Origin of the sequence: Rhodococcus sp. p52 (assembly GCF_000763325.2) — a bacterium.
In the GTDB taxonomy this organism is placed as follows: Bacteria; Actinomycetota; Actinomycetes; order Mycobacteriales; family Mycobacteriaceae; genus Rhodococcus; species Rhodococcus pyridinivorans.
Map to the genome: position 1 here is coordinate 1,145,801 of NZ_CP016819.1, position 17,009 is coordinate 1,162,809.

Annotated in this window: 13 protein-coding genes; 3 read left to right on the forward strand and 10 right to left on the reverse strand. The window is 65.6% G+C overall.

From position 1 onward, the window contains the following. Window positions 1–60 precede the first annotated feature (60 nt). On the forward strand, window positions 61–1,632 hold the full coding sequence (locus IM25_RS05180) for an FMN-binding glutamate synthase family protein (RefSeq protein WP_174556248.1): 1,572 nt from the start codon (window positions 61–63) through the stop codon (window positions 1,630–1,632). A 403-nt stretch (window positions 1,633–2,035) separates the two neighbouring features. Then, window positions 2,036–2,239 carry a hypothetical protein gene (locus IM25_RS25975; protein ID WP_157126926.1) on the forward strand — a complete coding sequence of 68 codons (204 nt, stop codon included), beginning with the start codon at window positions 2,036–2,038 and terminating at the stop codon, window positions 2,237–2,239. Between the two features lie 601 nt (window positions 2,240–2,840). Here the strand turns inward: IM25_RS25975 and IM25_RS05185 are convergent. The 10 genes from IM25_RS05185 to IM25_RS05230 form a co-directional block, all read right to left on the reverse strand. Then, the gene (locus IM25_RS05185; RefSeq protein WP_065995827.1) at window positions 2,841–3,728 is read right to left on the reverse strand and encodes an SDR family NAD(P)-dependent oxidoreductase; all 888 of its coding nucleotides are present in this window, start codon (window positions 3,726–3,728) and stop codon (window positions 2,841–2,843) included. 53 nt (window positions 3,729–3,781) lie between these two features. Beyond that, complete coding sequence (locus IM25_RS05190) at window positions 3,782–6,979, reverse strand: acetyl-CoA carboxylase family protein (protein WP_065995828.1); 3,198 nt, start codon at window positions 6,977–6,979, stop codon at window positions 3,782–3,784. A 3-nt stretch (window positions 6,980–6,982) separates the two neighbouring features. Next, complete coding sequence (locus tag IM25_RS05195) at window positions 6,983–8,686, reverse strand: AMP-binding protein (RefSeq protein ID WP_033097494.1); 1,704 nt, start codon at window positions 8,684–8,686, stop codon at window positions 6,983–6,985. A gap of 2 nt (window positions 8,687–8,688) precedes the next feature. Next, on the reverse strand, window positions 8,689–9,390 hold the full coding sequence (locus tag IM25_RS05200; protein WP_230824873.1) for a TetR/AcrR family transcriptional regulator: 702 nt from the start codon (window positions 9,388–9,390) through the stop codon (window positions 8,689–8,691). After that, window positions 9,387–10,775 (reverse strand): MFS transporter, encoded by a 1,389-nt coding sequence (locus tag IM25_RS05205; RefSeq protein ID WP_019290703.1) that lies wholly within the window; start codon window positions 10,773–10,775, stop codon window positions 9,387–9,389. Before IM25_RS05205 ends, IM25_RS05200 begins: the two co-directional genes overlap by 4 nt. Before the next feature lie 213 nt (window positions 10,776–10,988). Next, the gene (locus IM25_RS05210; protein ID WP_019290704.1) at window positions 10,989–11,972 is read right to left on the reverse strand and encodes an NADPH:quinone oxidoreductase family protein; all 984 of its coding nucleotides are present in this window, start codon (window positions 11,970–11,972) and stop codon (window positions 10,989–10,991) included. A gap of 180 nt (window positions 11,973–12,152) precedes the next feature. Further along, window positions 12,153–13,229 (reverse strand): phosphotransferase family protein, encoded by a 1,077-nt coding sequence (locus tag IM25_RS05215; RefSeq protein ID WP_050993556.1) that lies wholly within the window; start codon window positions 13,227–13,229, stop codon window positions 12,153–12,155. Next, a complete protein-coding gene (locus IM25_RS05220; protein WP_065995829.1) occupies window positions 13,189–13,971 on the reverse strand; it encodes an SDR family oxidoreductase in 783 nt (260 codons plus the stop codon). The genes IM25_RS05215 and IM25_RS05220 overlap by 41 nt, the downstream gene beginning before the upstream one ends. Window positions 13,972–13,973: 2 nt before the next feature. Next, window positions 13,974–15,200 (reverse strand): acyl-CoA dehydrogenase family protein, encoded by a 1,227-nt coding sequence (locus tag IM25_RS05225; protein ID WP_019290707.1) that lies wholly within the window; start codon window positions 15,198–15,200, stop codon window positions 13,974–13,976. A 65-nt stretch (window positions 15,201–15,265) separates the two neighbouring features. Then, the gene (locus tag IM25_RS05230) at window positions 15,266–16,081 is read right to left on the reverse strand and encodes an SDR family oxidoreductase (protein ID WP_033097496.1); all 816 of its coding nucleotides are present in this window, start codon (window positions 16,079–16,081) and stop codon (window positions 15,266–15,268) included. 229 nt (window positions 16,082–16,310) lie between these two features. On the opposite strand from IM25_RS05230, the gene IM25_RS05235 reads away from it, so the two are divergent. Then, a complete protein-coding gene (locus IM25_RS05235) occupies window positions 16,311–16,787 on the forward strand; it encodes a MaoC family dehydratase (protein WP_033097497.1) in 477 nt (158 codons plus the stop codon). The last annotated feature ends 222 nt before the right edge of the window (window positions 16,788–17,009 follow it).

Consider the following 17,009-nt stretch of genomic DNA (forward strand, 5'->3'; position numbering starts at 1 on the left):
GGGTCGGCGATTACGCCCGGACCCGCATCGCGCAGCCCCACCCGGACGTACTCTCGGGAAATGGGACGGTCGAAAATGCTCGGAATCCCGGCCGCTGCGGCGGCCGCTGTCGGTGCCTACGATCTTGTGCAGAAGCGACATTCGCTGCTACGCAACTTCCCGATTCTCGGGCACGGTCGCTATCTGCTGGAGTCGCTGGGACCCGAACTGCGGCAGTACATCACGACGAACAACAACGAGGAACGGCCGTTCAACCGCGATCAGCGCCGGTGGATATACGCTTCGTCGAAGAACGTCACCAACACCTTCGGATTCGGCAGCGACAACGACATCGAGTACACCGACGGGTACACGATCATCAAGCACCGCACGTTCTCGGACCTGCCGCCGTCGAGTGCCCCTCACGGGGGCGACAAGGTGTCGCTCCCGTCCGCGAAGGTGCTCGGCGCTGCCCGGGGACGTACCCGTGCCTTCCGTCCCGAGTCGTTCGTCAACATCTCGGCGATGAGCTTCGGTTCGCTGTCCGGTGCCGCCGTGGAAGCACTCAACCGGGGTGCCGGGACGGCCGGATGCCTGCAGAACACCGGTGAAGGCGGCCTGACGACGTACCACCGCAACGGCGGAGAATTGATCTTCCAGATCGGCACCGGCTATTTCGGGTGCCGCGACGAGGACGGACACTTCGACCTCGCACGACTGAAGCGGGTCGTCGAATCGGCACCCGTGCGTGCCCTGGAGATCAAACTCAGCCAAGGCGCCAAGCCCGGACTGGGCGGATTGCTACCCGGAGCCAAGGTCACCCCGGAGATCGCCGAGGTCCGTGGAATCCCCGTCGGCAAGGACTGCGTGAGCCCGTCGCGGCACACGGAGTTCCACGACATCGACAGCCTGCTCGACTGGGTCGAACTGCTCGCAGCCGAAACGGGACTTCCCGTGGGGATCAAGTCCGCCGTGGGCGACACGACCTTCTGGGACGAACTCACACGCCAGATGAGCGAGACCGACCGCGGAGTCGACTTCGTCACCATCGACGGCGGCGAAGGTGGAACCGGCGCTGCACCATTGGTGTTCGCCGACGCCGTATCGCTTCCGTTCCGCAGCGGCTTCGCGCGGGTCTACGCGACATTCGCCGAAGCCGGCTTGACCGACGACGTCACCTTCATCGGTGCCGGCAAACTCGGCCTGCCCGACAACGCGGTGGTGGCGATGGCGCTCGGATGCGACATGGTCAACGTCGCCCGCGAACCGATGTTCTCGATCGGATGCATCCAGGCGCAGAAATGCCATACCGACCGGTGCCCCACCGGCGTGGCGACGCAGAACCGTTGGCTCACCCGAGGACTCGACGTCCCGACCAAGGCCGACCGCGTCGCCGACTACATCGAAGCCCTCCGCCGCGACGTGTTCAAGATCGCGCAGGCCACGGGTGTGGCGCATCCCGGCCTCATCACTGTCGACGACATCGAGATCGCCGACGGCAATCGACGCGCCGTCACCCTGCGGGAGCTGTACGGCTACCGAGACGGGTGGGGACTGCCGTCGCAGGCGGACCGGGAGGAGATCACGCGTCTGATGACCGCGGAAGCGGTGACGACACCGGGTGGGACGGAGGAGTCGACGGCGACCTCGTAATCACCTGTGGTCAAAAGATCGACAAAGCGATGTGGCCGATAATGCCTCGTTATGTTAACTAGCAACTTTTCGGTGCTGCATGCGATGACCGATCCGCCCGCTCGTGCGTCGATTCTCGGCGCGCCGTATTTGGGAAGTCGATCCGGCCTCAGTGTCGTCCGTGACTCCGCGAAGCCGTCACCGACGGGCGGCTTGCGCCACCGGTCCGATCACCGCGTATCCGCCGGCACTGAGGCGCAGCGACACGCGAATGTCGTGTCCGTTGCAGTAACGCCACGCTGCCAAGGGCAACCGCGCCCATGCGACACCTTTGTCGTCCGACAGTGCGTTGGGCAGGGCGGAAGGATCACGTCCCCGGCGAGTTCCTACGGCCCACCGGCCGCCATCACCCCTTCCATTTTTGATGGATAATCGTGCTTATCCATCAAAAACCGTCACGAGTTGCGCGGCACGGCGGTCCGACTGGACACTGCACACCGCCCGTACCGGGGCCCGCAAGGACGCGAGACGCGCGTTGCACGAGCTGGTCGCATTGCTCGACCGCGGTCAGCGCATCGACGGGCTGACCGTCGCCCCGGCGCGTCTGTCCGGCTTCATCCGCCGCTAGGTCGCCGCCCCCACGCAACCCGACCGTCTACTGACCCCGGGCACCGCGCAGCTGATCGCTCGTGAAACCGACGGACAGGAGGCACCTCGGTCACAAACTGTCGTTGCAGTACTAAGCCCGGATCCCCAAGTCGAAGACACCGGCGCCGGCCGCCGCAACGTCCGTAATGGGATTCCGCAGCCGGTTCGAGCGGGGTTCGGTAGTGGTCGAGGAGGTCACTTCAGGCAAGTCCTTGCTGGTCGAACCGCGAGACTCGTCGCGGCGGGATGCAGTGGAGGCGCCACCCGTACGGAGTAACCCTGACCGGAGTCGTGATGTTCGTCGTTCCCGTCTCCGATCGGCGTTCGCCGGAGGCGCTTCCGATGACACCACCCACCTTGCTCGACCGACAATGCCAATAACAGAGGCTCTGTCACAATCTGCACAGGGATTGCCTGTGCCGAATTACAAGGTAAGCGTTGTCCTCTGCCGCGCGACGAAGTTATCTGGGCGCGAACGAGTCTCGTCGCGAGAACATTGCCGGCCAAGGCGAGCATGTTCGTGCATGTTCCTCGGTCGTCGACTCCCCACGACGTCGGCAGACCGGACGCTCCATGACCAATCAAGAGGAAGAATCGGCGTTCGCGCGCTTTGCCAGTTCGACGTACAGGTCGGTTTGATCGAAGGCCGAGCCCACAGGGCGCGCGTCGGTCATATCGGCGATCTCGTCCCAACGCTCGGCGATCGTCTCGGCGGTGCGCTCGGCCTCGGGAATGAAGACTGGCCGGGCTTCCAGCATGCGCGAGACGGCGAATACGCCGGCGCCGGCGCCGAGGATGACACCGTTCGGGGCATCCGGGGAGACCAGGAAGACCGCCCCGGGCGCGATGGTTTCCGGACCCAGTCTAGCGGCAGCGTCGTCGGGGAGCAGACCCTCGGTCATCTGCGTAGCGGCGGTCGGGGCCAGAGCATTGACCCGGATTCCCTTGCGGTCCCCCTCGATCGCGAGCACATTCGTCAGGCCGACCAACGCGGATTTTGCTGCGCCGTAGTTGGATTGTCCGAAGTTCCCGTATATTCCGGACGCCGAGGTGGTCATCAGGATCCGACCGTAACCCTGTGCCAGCATGTGCGGCCACGCAGCCTTGGTGCAGTGCACCGATCCCATCAGGTGCACATCGATCACCTTGCGGAAGTCGGCCAGCTCCATCTTGGCGAAAGTCTTGTCGCGCAGAATCCCGGCGTTGTTGATCAGGATGTCGATACGGCCCCACCGCTCGACGGCACCGTCGACCATCGTCCGGACCGCAGCAACATCGGTGATATCGGTGTCGGATGGGACCGCGTGACCGCCCGCATCGACGATCTCGGCCGCCCCCCCGGCGGCCCCGTCGCCGATGTCGTTCACGACCACCCTGACGCCGCGTTCCGCAAGCGCGAGGGCATGTGCACGCCCCAGGCCCCCCCCGGCACCCGTGACGATCGCGACCTGCCCGGCAAACCTGTCCATATCTTTCGTCCTTCCCCGGCCTGCCGTACGGCCCGGCCTCGAAGCTTGTCGAATCAGTTGTGCAGAGTACGGATCCAGTCGCGTGTCGCCGCCGGATCGATCACGTCGTCGAGTTCGAAGGTGGTTGCCGCGCTCAGAGCGCGTCCGCGACTGTAGGCGTCGGTCACCAACCGGTCGTAGAGTTCGGTACGGGCTTCGTCCGTCGGTGCAGCTGCCAGCTCCTTGCTGTAGCCCAGGCGGACACTGCCTTCGAGTCCCATGCCTCCGATCTCGCCGGTGGGCCACGCGACGGTGAACAGTGGCGCGCGGTAGCTACCGCCGGTCATCGCCATGGCACCCAGCCCGTAGCCCTTGCGCAGCACCACTGCTCCGAACGGCACGGTCAGCCGGGCCCCCAGCACGAACAGACGCGCGAATCGGCGCACGGTGGCTTCCTCCTCTGCGGCGGGACCCACCATGAAACCCGGTGTGTCGCAGAGCGATATCATGGGAAGTCGGTGTTCCTCGCACAGTTCGAGGAAGTCGGCGAGCTTGTCGGCGCCTTCGGCATCGATGGCTCCGCCGAGATGGCGGCTGCTGTTGGCGATCAAGCCGAACGGTCGCCCTTCCACCCGCACCAGGGCTGTCACGATTCCCGGTGCGTAATCGGGACGCAGTTCGAGCACGGAGTCGACGTCGACGATCGATTCGATCGCCGCGTGTACGTCGTAGGCACGCAGTCGGTTCTCCGGGATCACGTGGCGAGCCAGCCGGGTGTCGGGTGCGGCCCATTCGGACAATGGTCCCTGGAAGTAGCTCAGATACCGTCGAGCCAACTCCACCGCATGCGCTTCGTCGTCGGCCACGAGGTGCACGACACCGTTCCGGCGCTGTACGTCGATCGGTCCGATCGCCTCGGGTGGATACTCGCCGAGTCCGCCGCCGGAGATCATGGCCGGCCCGCCCATGCCTATGTTGGCATCCGGTGTCGCGATCAGCACATCGCATACGCCTGCCAGCGCTGCGTTGCCCGCGAAGCACCGGCCCGAGACGACCGCGATCAGCGGCACCACTCCGCGCAGTGCGCCCAGGGTGCGGAAGGTCGGCACATCCAGACCTGCAACGATGTCGTGGTCGGTTTCACCCGGTCGTCCACCGCCTCCTTCGGCGAAGAGCACCACGGGGAGCTTCCGGCGTGTAGCGACTTCGAGCAGTCGATCCGTCTTGTCATGATTGCGCCAGCCCTGTGTGCCCGCCATGACGGTGTAGTCGTACGACATCACGACTGTCTCTGCCCGGTCGGCACCGAAGCGATCGGCCCCGATCGTGGCGATCCCACCGACCAGTCCGTCGGCCGGTCCGTTGACGATCAGGTCTTCCTCACTGCGCCGTCTGCGCTGTGCCGGCAGGACGAGCGGCCCGTATTCGACGAAACTCGACGGGTCGACCAGATCCTCGATGTTCTCCCGTGCGGTCCGGCGGCCGATGCTCCGGCGCTTGGCCACCGCGTCCGGGCGCGCCTCGTCGCGGGTGAGGCGGTGACGTTCGTTCACCTCGTCCAGATCGGTGCGGTGGCGATCAAGGTCGAGCGTCTCGGTTTCGGACACCCCGGCCCGAGCGCCTTCCTGCGGCTCCTGCACCACGAGGGGGTCGCCGATGCCGACGGTCTGTCCCGGCGAGACGAGCACTCGGACAGCTGTCGTCGAGGCGTCGGTCAGGATCTCGTGCTCCATCTTCATCGCCTCGAGCACCACCAGCGTCGAACCGGCGGCCACCCGTGCTCCCGATTCGACGACGGTGACCACGGTGCCGGCCATCTGTGCCCGCACCACCTCTCGTCCGGGAAGCAGATCGACCTCGGCGACCGCCGTCGTGGATCGCTCCTCCGACTCGGGTACGAGGTCGCCCAGGCGGCGGCGCAGGAAGTCGATGTCGACAGGACCGGAGCGGAACTCGTCGTCGCTGAGCAGGTTCCGCAGGAAGGCGATGTTGGTCGCGGGGCCCTCGATGACGAACTCACCCAGCGCACCGTATGCCTTGGCGAAGGCCGACAGGGTGGTCGACGACCGCACGACGACTTTCGCCAGCAGCGAGTCGTAACGTGCACTGGTGACCAGACCCGGCACGCCGAAGGTGTCGACCCGTACGCCCGGGCCGGTCGGCGGAGTGAAGACGGACAGGGTTCCGGCGCTGGGTACGGCGGACCCGTCCGCAGACATCGTCTCCAGGTTCACCCGTGCCTGCACGGCAACGCCCTGTGCGGCAGTCGGCGTGCCGGTCACCTCGCCGTCGGTGCAGATGATTCCGGGAGGTAGCCCACAGCTGGACAGCGGTCTGCCCTCGGCAAGTTGGAGTTGTGTGGCCACCAGGTCGACTCCAGTCACCTCTTCGGTGACGGTGTGCTCGACCTGGATACGTGGGTTGACTTCGAGAAAGACGAATTCGGAGTCGCGGAGCAGGAATTCGACCGTGGCCAGACCCCGGTAGCCGACCGAGGCACACAGTGCACTCGCGGCGGACTGCAACCGCACCCGCAGATCCTCGGACAAGCCGGGCGCCGGTGCGATCTCGACGAGCTTCTGGTGACGGCGTTGCACGCTGCAGTCCCGGTCGCCGAGCGCCAGTGCGGTGGTGCCGTCCCCGATCACCTGCACCTCGATGTGACGGGCGCCGCCGAACAGTGCTTCGGCGAAAACCCGTCCGTCGCCGAAGCCCAGTTCGGCTTCCGCGACACAAGCGCGGTAGGCGGCATCGATGTCGGCGCCGGGCGGAACGGCGCGCATACCGCGCCCTCCGCCGCCGGCGACGGCCTTGATTATCACGCCTCCTGGTTGTCCGGCGGCGAAGGCGCGCACCGCCTCCACATCCACGCCCCGGCCGGTCGCGGGCAACACCGGTACCCCGGCCTGCTGTGCCGCAGCGCGTGCCGAGGACTTGTCACCGAAGGTGTCCAGCACGTCGGTGGCGGGGCCGACGAAGGCGATCCCCGCCCGGTCACAAGCGCGAGCGAAATCCGCGTTCTCGGCAAGGAACCCGTAACCGGGATGGATCGCGTCCGCTCCCCACTCGTCGGCGGCGGCGAGGACCGCGTCGATGTCCAGGTAGGCGGCCGGTCCGGACCCGGGCAGCCGCACAGCGTGGTCTGCCGCACCGACGTGCGGTGTCCCGGCGTCGTCGTCGGCGTACACCGCGATGGTGGCGATTCCCATCTCCCGGGCGGTACGGATGACGCGCAGTGCAATCTCACCACGGTTGGCGATCAGCAGCTTCATCGGTCAGGACTCCGTTCCGGGCTTCAGTTCTGCGGCGCGCTCGAGCAGCACGCCCTTGCGGATCTTGCCGGTGGCCGTCATCGGCATCTCGGCGACGAGCAGGATGTCCGGCACCTTGTAGCGGGCCATGTTCTCGCGGGCCCAGGCCGTGAGCGCTTCTTCGGTCACGCTGTCGTCGGCCGGTACGACGAACGCCACCGGAACCTGTCCTCGCTCGGGGTCCGGACGCGGGACCACCGACACCGACTCGACTCCGGCGTGCAACATCAGCAACGACTCGACCTCGGTGGGAAACACGCTCATTCCGTTGATCTTGATCATTTCCTTCGTGCGCGCGAGGTAGTGCAGCGCTCCGCGCTCGTCGATACGACCGATGTCGCCGGTGTACAACCAGCCATCACGAATCGACTCGGCTGTCGCGTCGGGACGTCCGTAATAGGCCGTGAGAATCGAGGGGCTGCGCACGATGATCTCGCCACTTTCCCCAACAGGCACCGGCACGCCCTGCTCGTCGACGATGAGAATGTCGGTACCCGGCACCGGAAATCCGCAGAACACGGGTTCGGCGTGCAGGTCGTGGTCCTCGTCCTGAAAACCCAGCGTGAAGGTGTCACCGGTGTGTGTTTCGGTCATGCCGTACGACGCTTCGCGCAGCACACCACCCGTAGCCTCCCGCCACAGGCGCCGGATCTCCGGCGAGAGCTTGGTGACGAAGGAGACGGCGAGGGGATTGTGCAAAGACGTGAAGTCGGCGCCGTCGAAATCGGGCCGGTTCATCATCTCGAGGTAACTGTCGACGGTTGCGACGGTGTCGGTGACCTTGTGCTCGGCGATCAATGCCGCTGCAGCCGTCGGATCCCACCGCGTCATCAGCACCACGGTTTGGCCGTTGATCAGCGGTTTGAGGATGCCGAAGTCCTCCCCCGCGATCCAGAAGACGGGCAGGAAGTTCAGGCTCACACAGTCGGGATCCCCGGGGATCCGCCCACCGGACATCGTGACAGTTGCAGCGGTGTAGGCCATGTGACGCTGTGTGTGCTCGCAGCCTTTGGGCATCCCCGTGGTTCCGCCGGTGTAGTTCAGCGCGGCGAGCGCATCGGGGTCGCTCGGTCCGCCGACGTGGCGAGGCGCCGCCATCAGGTCGGCCCAATCCGACCCTTCCCGGTCGTCGGGGTCGAACGGAACCGGAACTGTCGGTGCAGCCTCAAGGAGATCTCCCAGTGCCGTTGTCACGACGGTCTGCACCGGCGTGTCGGCACGCACCGTCTCGACCAGCTCGCGCAGGTCCGTCTGCGTGAGCAGCGTCCCGACGCCGGCATCGTCGAGTTCGTGGCGCAGTTCGTGTTCCTTGAACAGCGGATTGATCGGAACATGTACGGCGCCGACCTTGAGGATCCCGAGCATCGCGATGTGGAACTGCGGGCAGTTGCCCAGGTGCACTCCGACGCGTTGCCCGGGCTGCACGCCGATGGACGTGAGCCACCCGGCGAATCTGTCGGACATCTCGTCGTAGGCGGCGTAGGTGATGTCGCGACCGTAGAAAGAGATGGCGACGGTGTCCGGACGCTCGCGCGCCCAATGTCGCAGGTGCTCGGCGAGCGCCGGTGTGCCCGCCGGATAGGTGAATTCACGCGGTACCTGCGCCGGCCAGTTCTTCTCCTGTAGGGCGCGAATCTGGGCCAGCGCGGACTCGATACGGTCGGACATGGTCACCTTTCTTCGGAGTGTGTGTCCCGAGCGGGGCGGGCGCCGATACCGACCAGCCGTTCGGTGAGGAGGATTTGATCGGCGATGAACTGCTGCTTCTCCTCCGGCGAGCTGTGTACCAATCGCTTCGCGCCATGGTGGATCGAGTCGGCGATCATCAGTACCAGTCGCTCGGGTGCGACTGCCGGGTCGATCAGGTCGGAGTCGAGACCATTGAGGTAGTTGGCGAATCGCCGCATGGTGCGGCGGCGCACGCTGCCCCAGATGGCCTCGACCTCCGGGTTCACCGAAGCGGCGACATCGATGAGCCCGACCAGCCCTCCGTGGGTGAAGATGACCTCGGCATACGCCCGTGTGGTGGCGGCGAGCACTTCGGCCGGTGCAGCCGTCTCGATACCTTCGAGGAACTGCGCCTCCGTCAGTTCATCGGCGATCTTCTCGACCACCGCCAGGAAGATCTCCTCCTTGGAGCGGAAGTAGGCATAGAACGTCGGGCGTGACGTGTGTGCACGGGCGGCGATCATCTCCACGGTGACGGCCCCGACCCCCACCTCGTCGAAGCATTCGGCGGCAGCGGAGAGAAGCTGGTTGCGGCGTTCGCCTCCGGCATCCTTACGCCTGGCACGGGCATGATCCTGTACGTTGCTCACGCACAGAGTCTGCTGGGGCACGGGCTCGCCTTCAAGGACGTCGGCAGGGATCACGCGGCGACACGAATGCCGGGGACGGCATCCGGATCTTCTCGCACGACCCTGTGGTTGGTCTCCGGGAGAAGCCAGGCGCACACCAGAGTGACCGCCGCCATCGCCCCGATGTAGATCGACACACCTACCGTCGACGCGGTTTCGGCCACGATCCAGGTCATCACCAGCGGCGCGACTCCGGAAACCGCCACGGCCGCGAGTTGGTAGGCCAGGGATGCACCCGAGTAGCGCACCCGCGGCTCGAACAACTCACCCATGAAGGCAGCGAGAGGCCCGTAGGTGAGTGCCTGCCCGACGCTGCTGACGACCATGGCGATGAACAACAACGGACCCGAGGCCGAATTCGCGAGCCAGAAGAAGGGGAAGGCCCACGCCATCAGAAGAGCGGCGCCGACGAGGATCAACGGTCGGCGGCCGACGGAATCGGAGAATTTGCCTGCCAGCATGATCACGATCGGCATGAGCACCGAGGTGGACAGAATGCACACCAGGATCACATTCCGGCTCATCCCCAGGCCTCCCTGCGCAGCCGGCTGGGTGCCGTAGCTGAGGAATCCGGCGATCGAGACGTAGAACGCCGAATTGGTGGCGGCCAGCAGGCCTGCCCCCAGCAGGATCATCCGCCAGTGCACACGAACGGCCTCCGCGAGCGGAGCCTGCGCGATGTGCTCCTCCGTGTTGCGCTTGCTTTCGACTTCGGCCTGCAGCTGGCGGAACTCCGCGGAGTCCTCCACACGAGTGTGGATGTAGAGCACGACCGGGAAGAGCAGCGCGCTGGCCCAGAACGGGATCCGCCAACCCCAGCTGAGGAATGCCGCATCCGACATGACCGAATTGGCGAGGATCATCGCGAGGTTGCCCAGGGCCAGGCCGAGGGGAACGCCCATCTGGCCGAACGTACCGGCAAAACCACGCTTCTTCGGGCCGGTCGATTCGGTGAGCAGCAGGACGATTCCGCCCCATTGGCCGCCGCAGGCCAGACCTTGGACGAATCGTAGGGTCACCAGCAGTATCGGCGCGGCGATACCCATCACGCTCGCCGACGGCAGGCAGCCGATCGCGAAAGTTGCGATACCCATCGTGATCAAGCAGATGAGCACCATCGGCTTGCGGCCGATCTTGTCTCCGTAGTGGCCGGCGATAATCCCGCCCAGAGGGCGGGCGACGAAACCGACCGCGAAGGTGCTGAATGCCAGCAGAGTACCCACCATGGCCGACGTGTCCGGGAAGAAGATCTTCGGAAACACCAGCGCCGCTGCGGTGCCGTAGATGAAGAAGTCGTACCACTCGATCGAGCTGCCGATCAGCCCGGCGCCCAGAAGCTTGCGATGAGACCGGCGACTCTGTCGTTCCGAGGCCTTGTCCGCCGGAATTGTTCGTGTCATGAATCATCTCCAGTTCTCGATGTGATACCGCACACAGGCTGCTTTACATTGACGTTCATGTCAAGCGTGTGAACATGCGTTTTCCTGCTGCCGTGAACATGTCGGGACGCGGTCGGGCCGTCGCGTCACCGATGCGCTTTCCCCGCTCGGAGATCTCGGCAAACGAGGGCGCTCAACGGTTTCCGGCCGTATCGGCCCGACTTCCCGGTCGGATCAGGGTTGGAAGACGAGACGGCCCACTGTCGTACCGTCGCCGAGTCGACCCACCCCGTCCGACACATCACCCAGAGAGAGGTGTTCGCCGATCAGCGGGACGAGCAACCCCTCGTCGGCGAGCCGGGTCAGTTCGGCGTGGCACACGTCGGTCACGGCCGGGTTCTTCGATTGATAGAGACCCCAGTGCAGGCCGACGATCGAGTAGTTCTTGATCAGCGCGTGGTTGAGCGCCGGTTGGGGGATGGTGCCACCCGCGAAACCGATGACGACGATGCGGCCCTCGAAAGCGATGCACTTGGCCGAGCCGGCGTACGCGTCCCCGCCGACCGGATCGAACACGATGTCCGCACCGTGCCCACCGGTGAAATCCTTCACGATCGGCACGAAATCCTCGGTGTGCCGGTCGATCACGAGATCGGCACCGAGCTCCTTGGCATAGGCGGCCTTCTCCTGCCCGCCGACGACACCGATGACGGTCGCACCCGCGGCCTTACCGAGCTGCACGGCCGCGCTGCCGACTCCACCGGCAGCCGCATGCACGAGCAGATAGTCGCCCGCGGCGATCTGCGTGCGGCGGTGCAATGCGAACCAGGCTGTCTGATATCCGATGGTCAGCGCGGCGTTCGCAGCGTCGTCCAGCGCTTCGGGCGCGGGAAACACGTTGGCTTGCTCCATTACTGCGTACTCCGCGAATCCGCCGTGCGGCAGTACCGGCGTTCCGACGACCCGATCACCGAGCGCGGCGCGAGTGACACCTTCTCCCACTGCAACGACTTCACCGCACAGTTCGACACCCGGTGTGAACGGCAGCGGCGGCGTGATCTGGTACTTGCCCCTGCACAGCAGGACATCGGGGAAGTTCGCCGGCACGGCCAGCACCTTCACCAGTACCTGGCCGTCACCGGCGGTGGGTTCTGCGACGTCCTCGAGTTTCAGGACAGCGCGGGGCTCTCCGAGTTGGCTCACACGCCAAGCCTTCATCTGTTCTCCTCAACTGGTGCCGATGGATGGTGGTGCCCGGTCCGGGCCGCCTACGGGGCGGCTGCGCGTCGCAGTGATCGCGGGGTGCCTGTTGTCCTGCGGTGCCGGAAGCGGCAATGGCCGTCTCGTCCGTCACGAGTTCTCGACGTCTTCGTGATGTCCGAGCGCGCCGCTACGGCATCAGATGCCGGCTGCGGCCGCTATCTCACGTGCCTTGTGCACGAGTGCGTCGATCCGTTCCACGGTGGGGGTGCCCGCGGCTGCCCTGTTGGCCGGCGTGTCCATGGCCCGGCGCATCACGCCCTCGGCGATGATCGCCACCTTCCACAATCCGAGGACGTGCCAGAACTTCAACGCCTGCGGGTCCCGCCCGCTTGCGTCGAGGTAGATCCGGGCGAGTTCGTCACGGTTCGGGAATCCCTCGAGCGTCGAGGCCGGGAAATCACCCCCGGTGGTCTCACCGGGCTGCGGCCAGTAGGCGAGCAACGATCCCATATCCGCCAACGGGTCGCCGAGAGTCGACAGCTCCCAGTCCAGCGCGCCGATCACGTCGCCGGTGTCGCGGGAGACGATCACGTTGCGCAAGTGGAAGTCGCCGTGTACGAGCGAGATCTCGGTCTGTTCGGGTATCGCGGCGATCAGTCTCCGGGTGAGGTCGTCGAGCTCCGGTAGTTCCCGGGTCTTCGACTGCTCCCATTGACCGGACCAGCGCTTGAGCTGCCGCGCCGCATAGGGTTTGTGACTGGCCAGATCGTCCAGCCCTACATGCGCCAGGTCCACCGCGTGGATCTCGACGAGCGTGCGGGGTAGTGCCACCGCGATCTCGCGGCGCCGCTGCGGCGTCAGCGACTCTGCGACTTCCATCGTGTCCACGACCATGCCGTCGATGAACTCCATCAGCACCAGTGGCACGTCCGATATCGCAGGGTCCTGGGCGACACCGAAGATCCGCGGCACAGGCACGTCCGTGTGTTCGAGCGCCGACATGATCCGTGCCTCGCGGGCGACGTCGTGCGCAGAGGCCAGTAGGTGGCCGAGCGGCGGGCGACGCAGCACCCACCGTCGGCCGCCGTCGTCGCGCACCAGATACGTGAGATTGGACTGACCGAGGCCGATGCGGTCGAACGACAGTTCGCCGGTGATGTCGATGCCCAACTCGCCGAACCAGCGGGTGACCGCGGCCGGATCCACCCCGAGGATCTCCCGCCGCACTGCCTCAGACACCGAGCGACGCTCCCTTCCGGTAGGCACGGGCATCGCCGAGCCGCTGGCCACCGTCGATGACCATCGTTTCACCGGTGATCCACGCGGCTGCGTCGGAGGCGAGGAAGGCAATTGCCGAGGCGATGTCCTCGGGTTCACCGATCCGAGCCAGGGCCGTCGCCCCCGATACCTCGTTCTCGTGTTCTTTCCACAGCGCTTCGGCGAGTTTGGTCCGCACGACACCGGGCGCGACAGCGTTGACGCGGATCGCAGGTGACAACTCCAGAGCGAGCTGCTTGGTCAGGTAGATCAACGCTGCCTTCGACACGTTGTAAAAGCCGATGTCGGCCTCGTGACCGAGACCGCCGATCGAGGCGGTGTTGATCACGGACCCACCGTGTTCGCCCATCCACGCTTCGGTGGCCAGCCTCGTCCACAGCAGCGGCGCCCACAGGTTCACGTCCATCGTCTTCGCGAACCGGCCGTGATCCTGCGCGATCATCGGTCCGTAGGCGGGGTTGGTTCCCGCGTTGTTGACGAGAATGTCGACGCTACCGAACTTTTCGAGTGTGATATCGATGCAGCGGCGTGCTTGGTCCTCCCCCACGGCGTGTGCGCCGACACCGATCGCGTTGCCGGTGATCTGCGCGGCGGCGGCGTCGGCGGCGTCCTGCTTGCGGGAGGTGAGCACCACGGCGGCGCCCGCGGTCGCCAGGGCCTGCGCCGCGGCCATCCCGATGCCCCGGGACGCGCCGGTGACGATGGCGGTCCTGCCGGTCAGGTCGACGGTGATCATGTTCAGTGGCCTTCCGGTCGCAGGTCACGGTACTGCCGCAGCTCGCGTCGGGCGATGGCGCGTTTATGCACCTCGTCGGGGCCGTCGGCCAGACGCAGGGTACGCAGATGGGCGTAGGCCATCGCGAGCGGGAAGTCGTCGGTGACTCCCCCGCCGCCGTGTACCTGGATGGCTCGGTCGACGATCTTCAGTGCGATCGTCGGAGCCGCAACCTTGATCGCAGCGATCTCGGTCTGTGTCTCCTTGTTGCCGACCGTGTCCATGAGGTAGGCGGCCTTGAGGGTGAGCAGACGGATCATCTCGATCTCGATGCGTGCCTCCGCGATCCAGTCCTGGATGTTGGCGTTGTCGGCGACCGGCTTACCGAAGGTCACGCGCGACTGGGCGCGTGCGCACATCAGGGCCAATGCACGCTCGGCCATTCCGATGGAACGCATGCAGTGGTGGATACGTCCCGGCCCGAGACGGGCCTGGCTGATCGCGAAGCCCTCACCTTCCCCTTTCAGCAGGTCCTTCGAAGGCACCCGGACGTCCTTGAAGTCGATCTCCGCATGTCCCTCGCGGTCCTGGTAACCGAATACCGGCAGTCCGCGCATCACGGTGACTCCCGGCGCGTCGATCGGCACCACCATCATCGATTGCTGCCGGTGGGGCGGCGCAGACGGATCCGTTTTGCCCATCACGATCATCACTTTGCAGTTCTTGTGAAGAGCGTTGGAGGCGAACCATTTCCGTCCGTTGAGGATGTAATCGTCGCCGTCCTTGACCATCGACAGCTCGACGTTGGTCGCGTCGGAGCTGGCGACGGCCGGCTCGGTCATGGCGAATGCGGAAGCCATCGTGCCGTCGAGCAGCGGCTTCAGGTACTTCTCCCGATGCTCCTCGGTGCCGAAGAGTTCGAGCACCTCCATGTTGCCGGTGTCGGGGGCGTTGCAGTTGCATGCCTCGGACGCGATGTGGCTGCGACCCATGATCTCTGCCAGTGGAGCGTACTCGAGGTTCGTCAGGCCACCGCCGGTGCCGGGATGGGGGTGGAAGAGGTTCCACAGACCCCGCCTTTTCGCCTCGGCTTTGAGCTCTTCGAGAATCGGCGGCTGGAAGTGTGGATCACCGGACGCGCGCATCTGTTCGTCGTACACGGCCTCGGCCGGATACACATGCATGTCCATGAAATCCAGCAGTTCCTTCTGCAACCGCTGGGCGTGCTCCGAAAGGTCGAACAGGGACATGTGACGCTCCTGATGGTGGCATGGGATTCGGTGAACAAGCTCGTTCGGGAAGGGCCGGCCCGATGTCAGCCCTCCTGGAGGGACGCCTGGTAGCGGCGCATGCCGCGCAACCATCGGTCGTAGTCGGCGCCCTTACGGCGGTACATGTCGAGGACCTGGGGATGCGGCAGGACGAGGAAACGCTCGTCGTCGATCGCGGCGAGGACGTCCGCAGCGACTTGGGCAGGTTCGAGGATTTCCCCGGCAGTGGTGACTGCCTTCGCCCCGATATCCGCCAGGCCGTCCGGTGCACTGTCGTCCGGGAACAGAAGCTTGGTGTTGACGCCCTGCGGGCACAGGCAGCTGACTTTCACGCCTCGGTCGCCGTAGGTGACGCTGAGCCATTCGGCGAAACCGACTGCTGCATGCTTGGTCACTGAGTAGGTGGCCGAACCGACCTGCGTGAGTAGTCCGGCAGCGGAAGCAGTGCTGACGAAATAACCCTCGCCGCGCCCGACCCATCCCGGTACCAGTAGTTGCGCGGCGCGGATGTGGGCGCGCAGGTTCACATCGAGCGACAGGTCCCATGCGGCGTCGTCGGCTCCGAGTCCCGGCGTCCCCGTGATGCCGGCGTTTGCGAAGTAGAGGTCGACCGGACCGAATTCCTTCTCCGCCAGCGTGATCAGATCGGTGACGATCTCGGTCTTCGAGACGTCACCGTCGGCGGCGACCGCGGCACCCGGATGATCGGCGACGATCTTGTCGACAACGGTCCCAGCGGCTGCGGCATCGAGGTCGGCGACGACGACCCGCGCACCCTCGTCGACGAGCGCCCGTGCGATCGCGCCCCCGATCCCCCCGCCGCCCCCGGTGACGACAGCTACTTTGCCTGCAACCTGCACTCCCGGCCCGCTTTCGTGTCGATGGATTCTCGTGCCGGTCCCGCACCGGCTACGCCCAGCGGGTCGGCCCTGGCCGACCCGCTGGGCCTTCGGAGCATCCGGATGTGATGCATCTCTCTTCCCTCATGTATAGTTGAATCCGGCGTCAAGTTCAACCCCTGTGCGTTCTCGTCGAATTCTGGCGCCATCCCCGCGATCTGCACACTGTCGACCTGCGTCAGGGAGAAACATGGACACGACCACCCTTCCCGTCCGCCCGAGTACGGCTGCCGATCTCGCTGCGCTCATCGGAAAAGAACTCGGACCGACCGAGTGGTACGAGATCACCCAGGAGCGCGTGAACGCTTTTGCCGACGCGACCGGCGACCATCAGTGGATCCATATCGACCCCGAGAGAGCCGCGGCGAGCCCGTTGGGTAGCACCATCGCGCACGGGTTGTTCAGCCTTTCGCTGGGTCCATACCTGTCCGGCCGATTGCTTGCATTCGACGGTTTCGCGCACGGTCTGAACTACGGCTACAACAAGGTCCGTTTCCCCGCTCCGGTTCCGGTCGGCTCTCGGATCCGTATGCGCGTCACGGTTGCCTCCGTGAACGAGGTCGCCGGTGACGTCCAGGTCACGACCACACAGATCATCGAGCGGGAAGGTTCCGACAAGCCGGTCATGGTCGCCGAGTCGATCGCGCGCGTCGTCGCCGGAGATTGATCCGGCCGGCTCCCTGCAGGCGGGAGAACCTCGACCGCGCAAAGTCTTTCAGCACGTACCTTTTACCGCTCGTTCACGGTGCAACGCACAACGGCCACGTCGCTACGCGGCATGCGGCCGACATCACCCCCGAAGTCCGGGGAACCCACCGACATCCGGATCGGCATATTGACGTCGGATTCAAGTTGTGATCGAGTGAGATCCCCGTCACACATCCCCTCG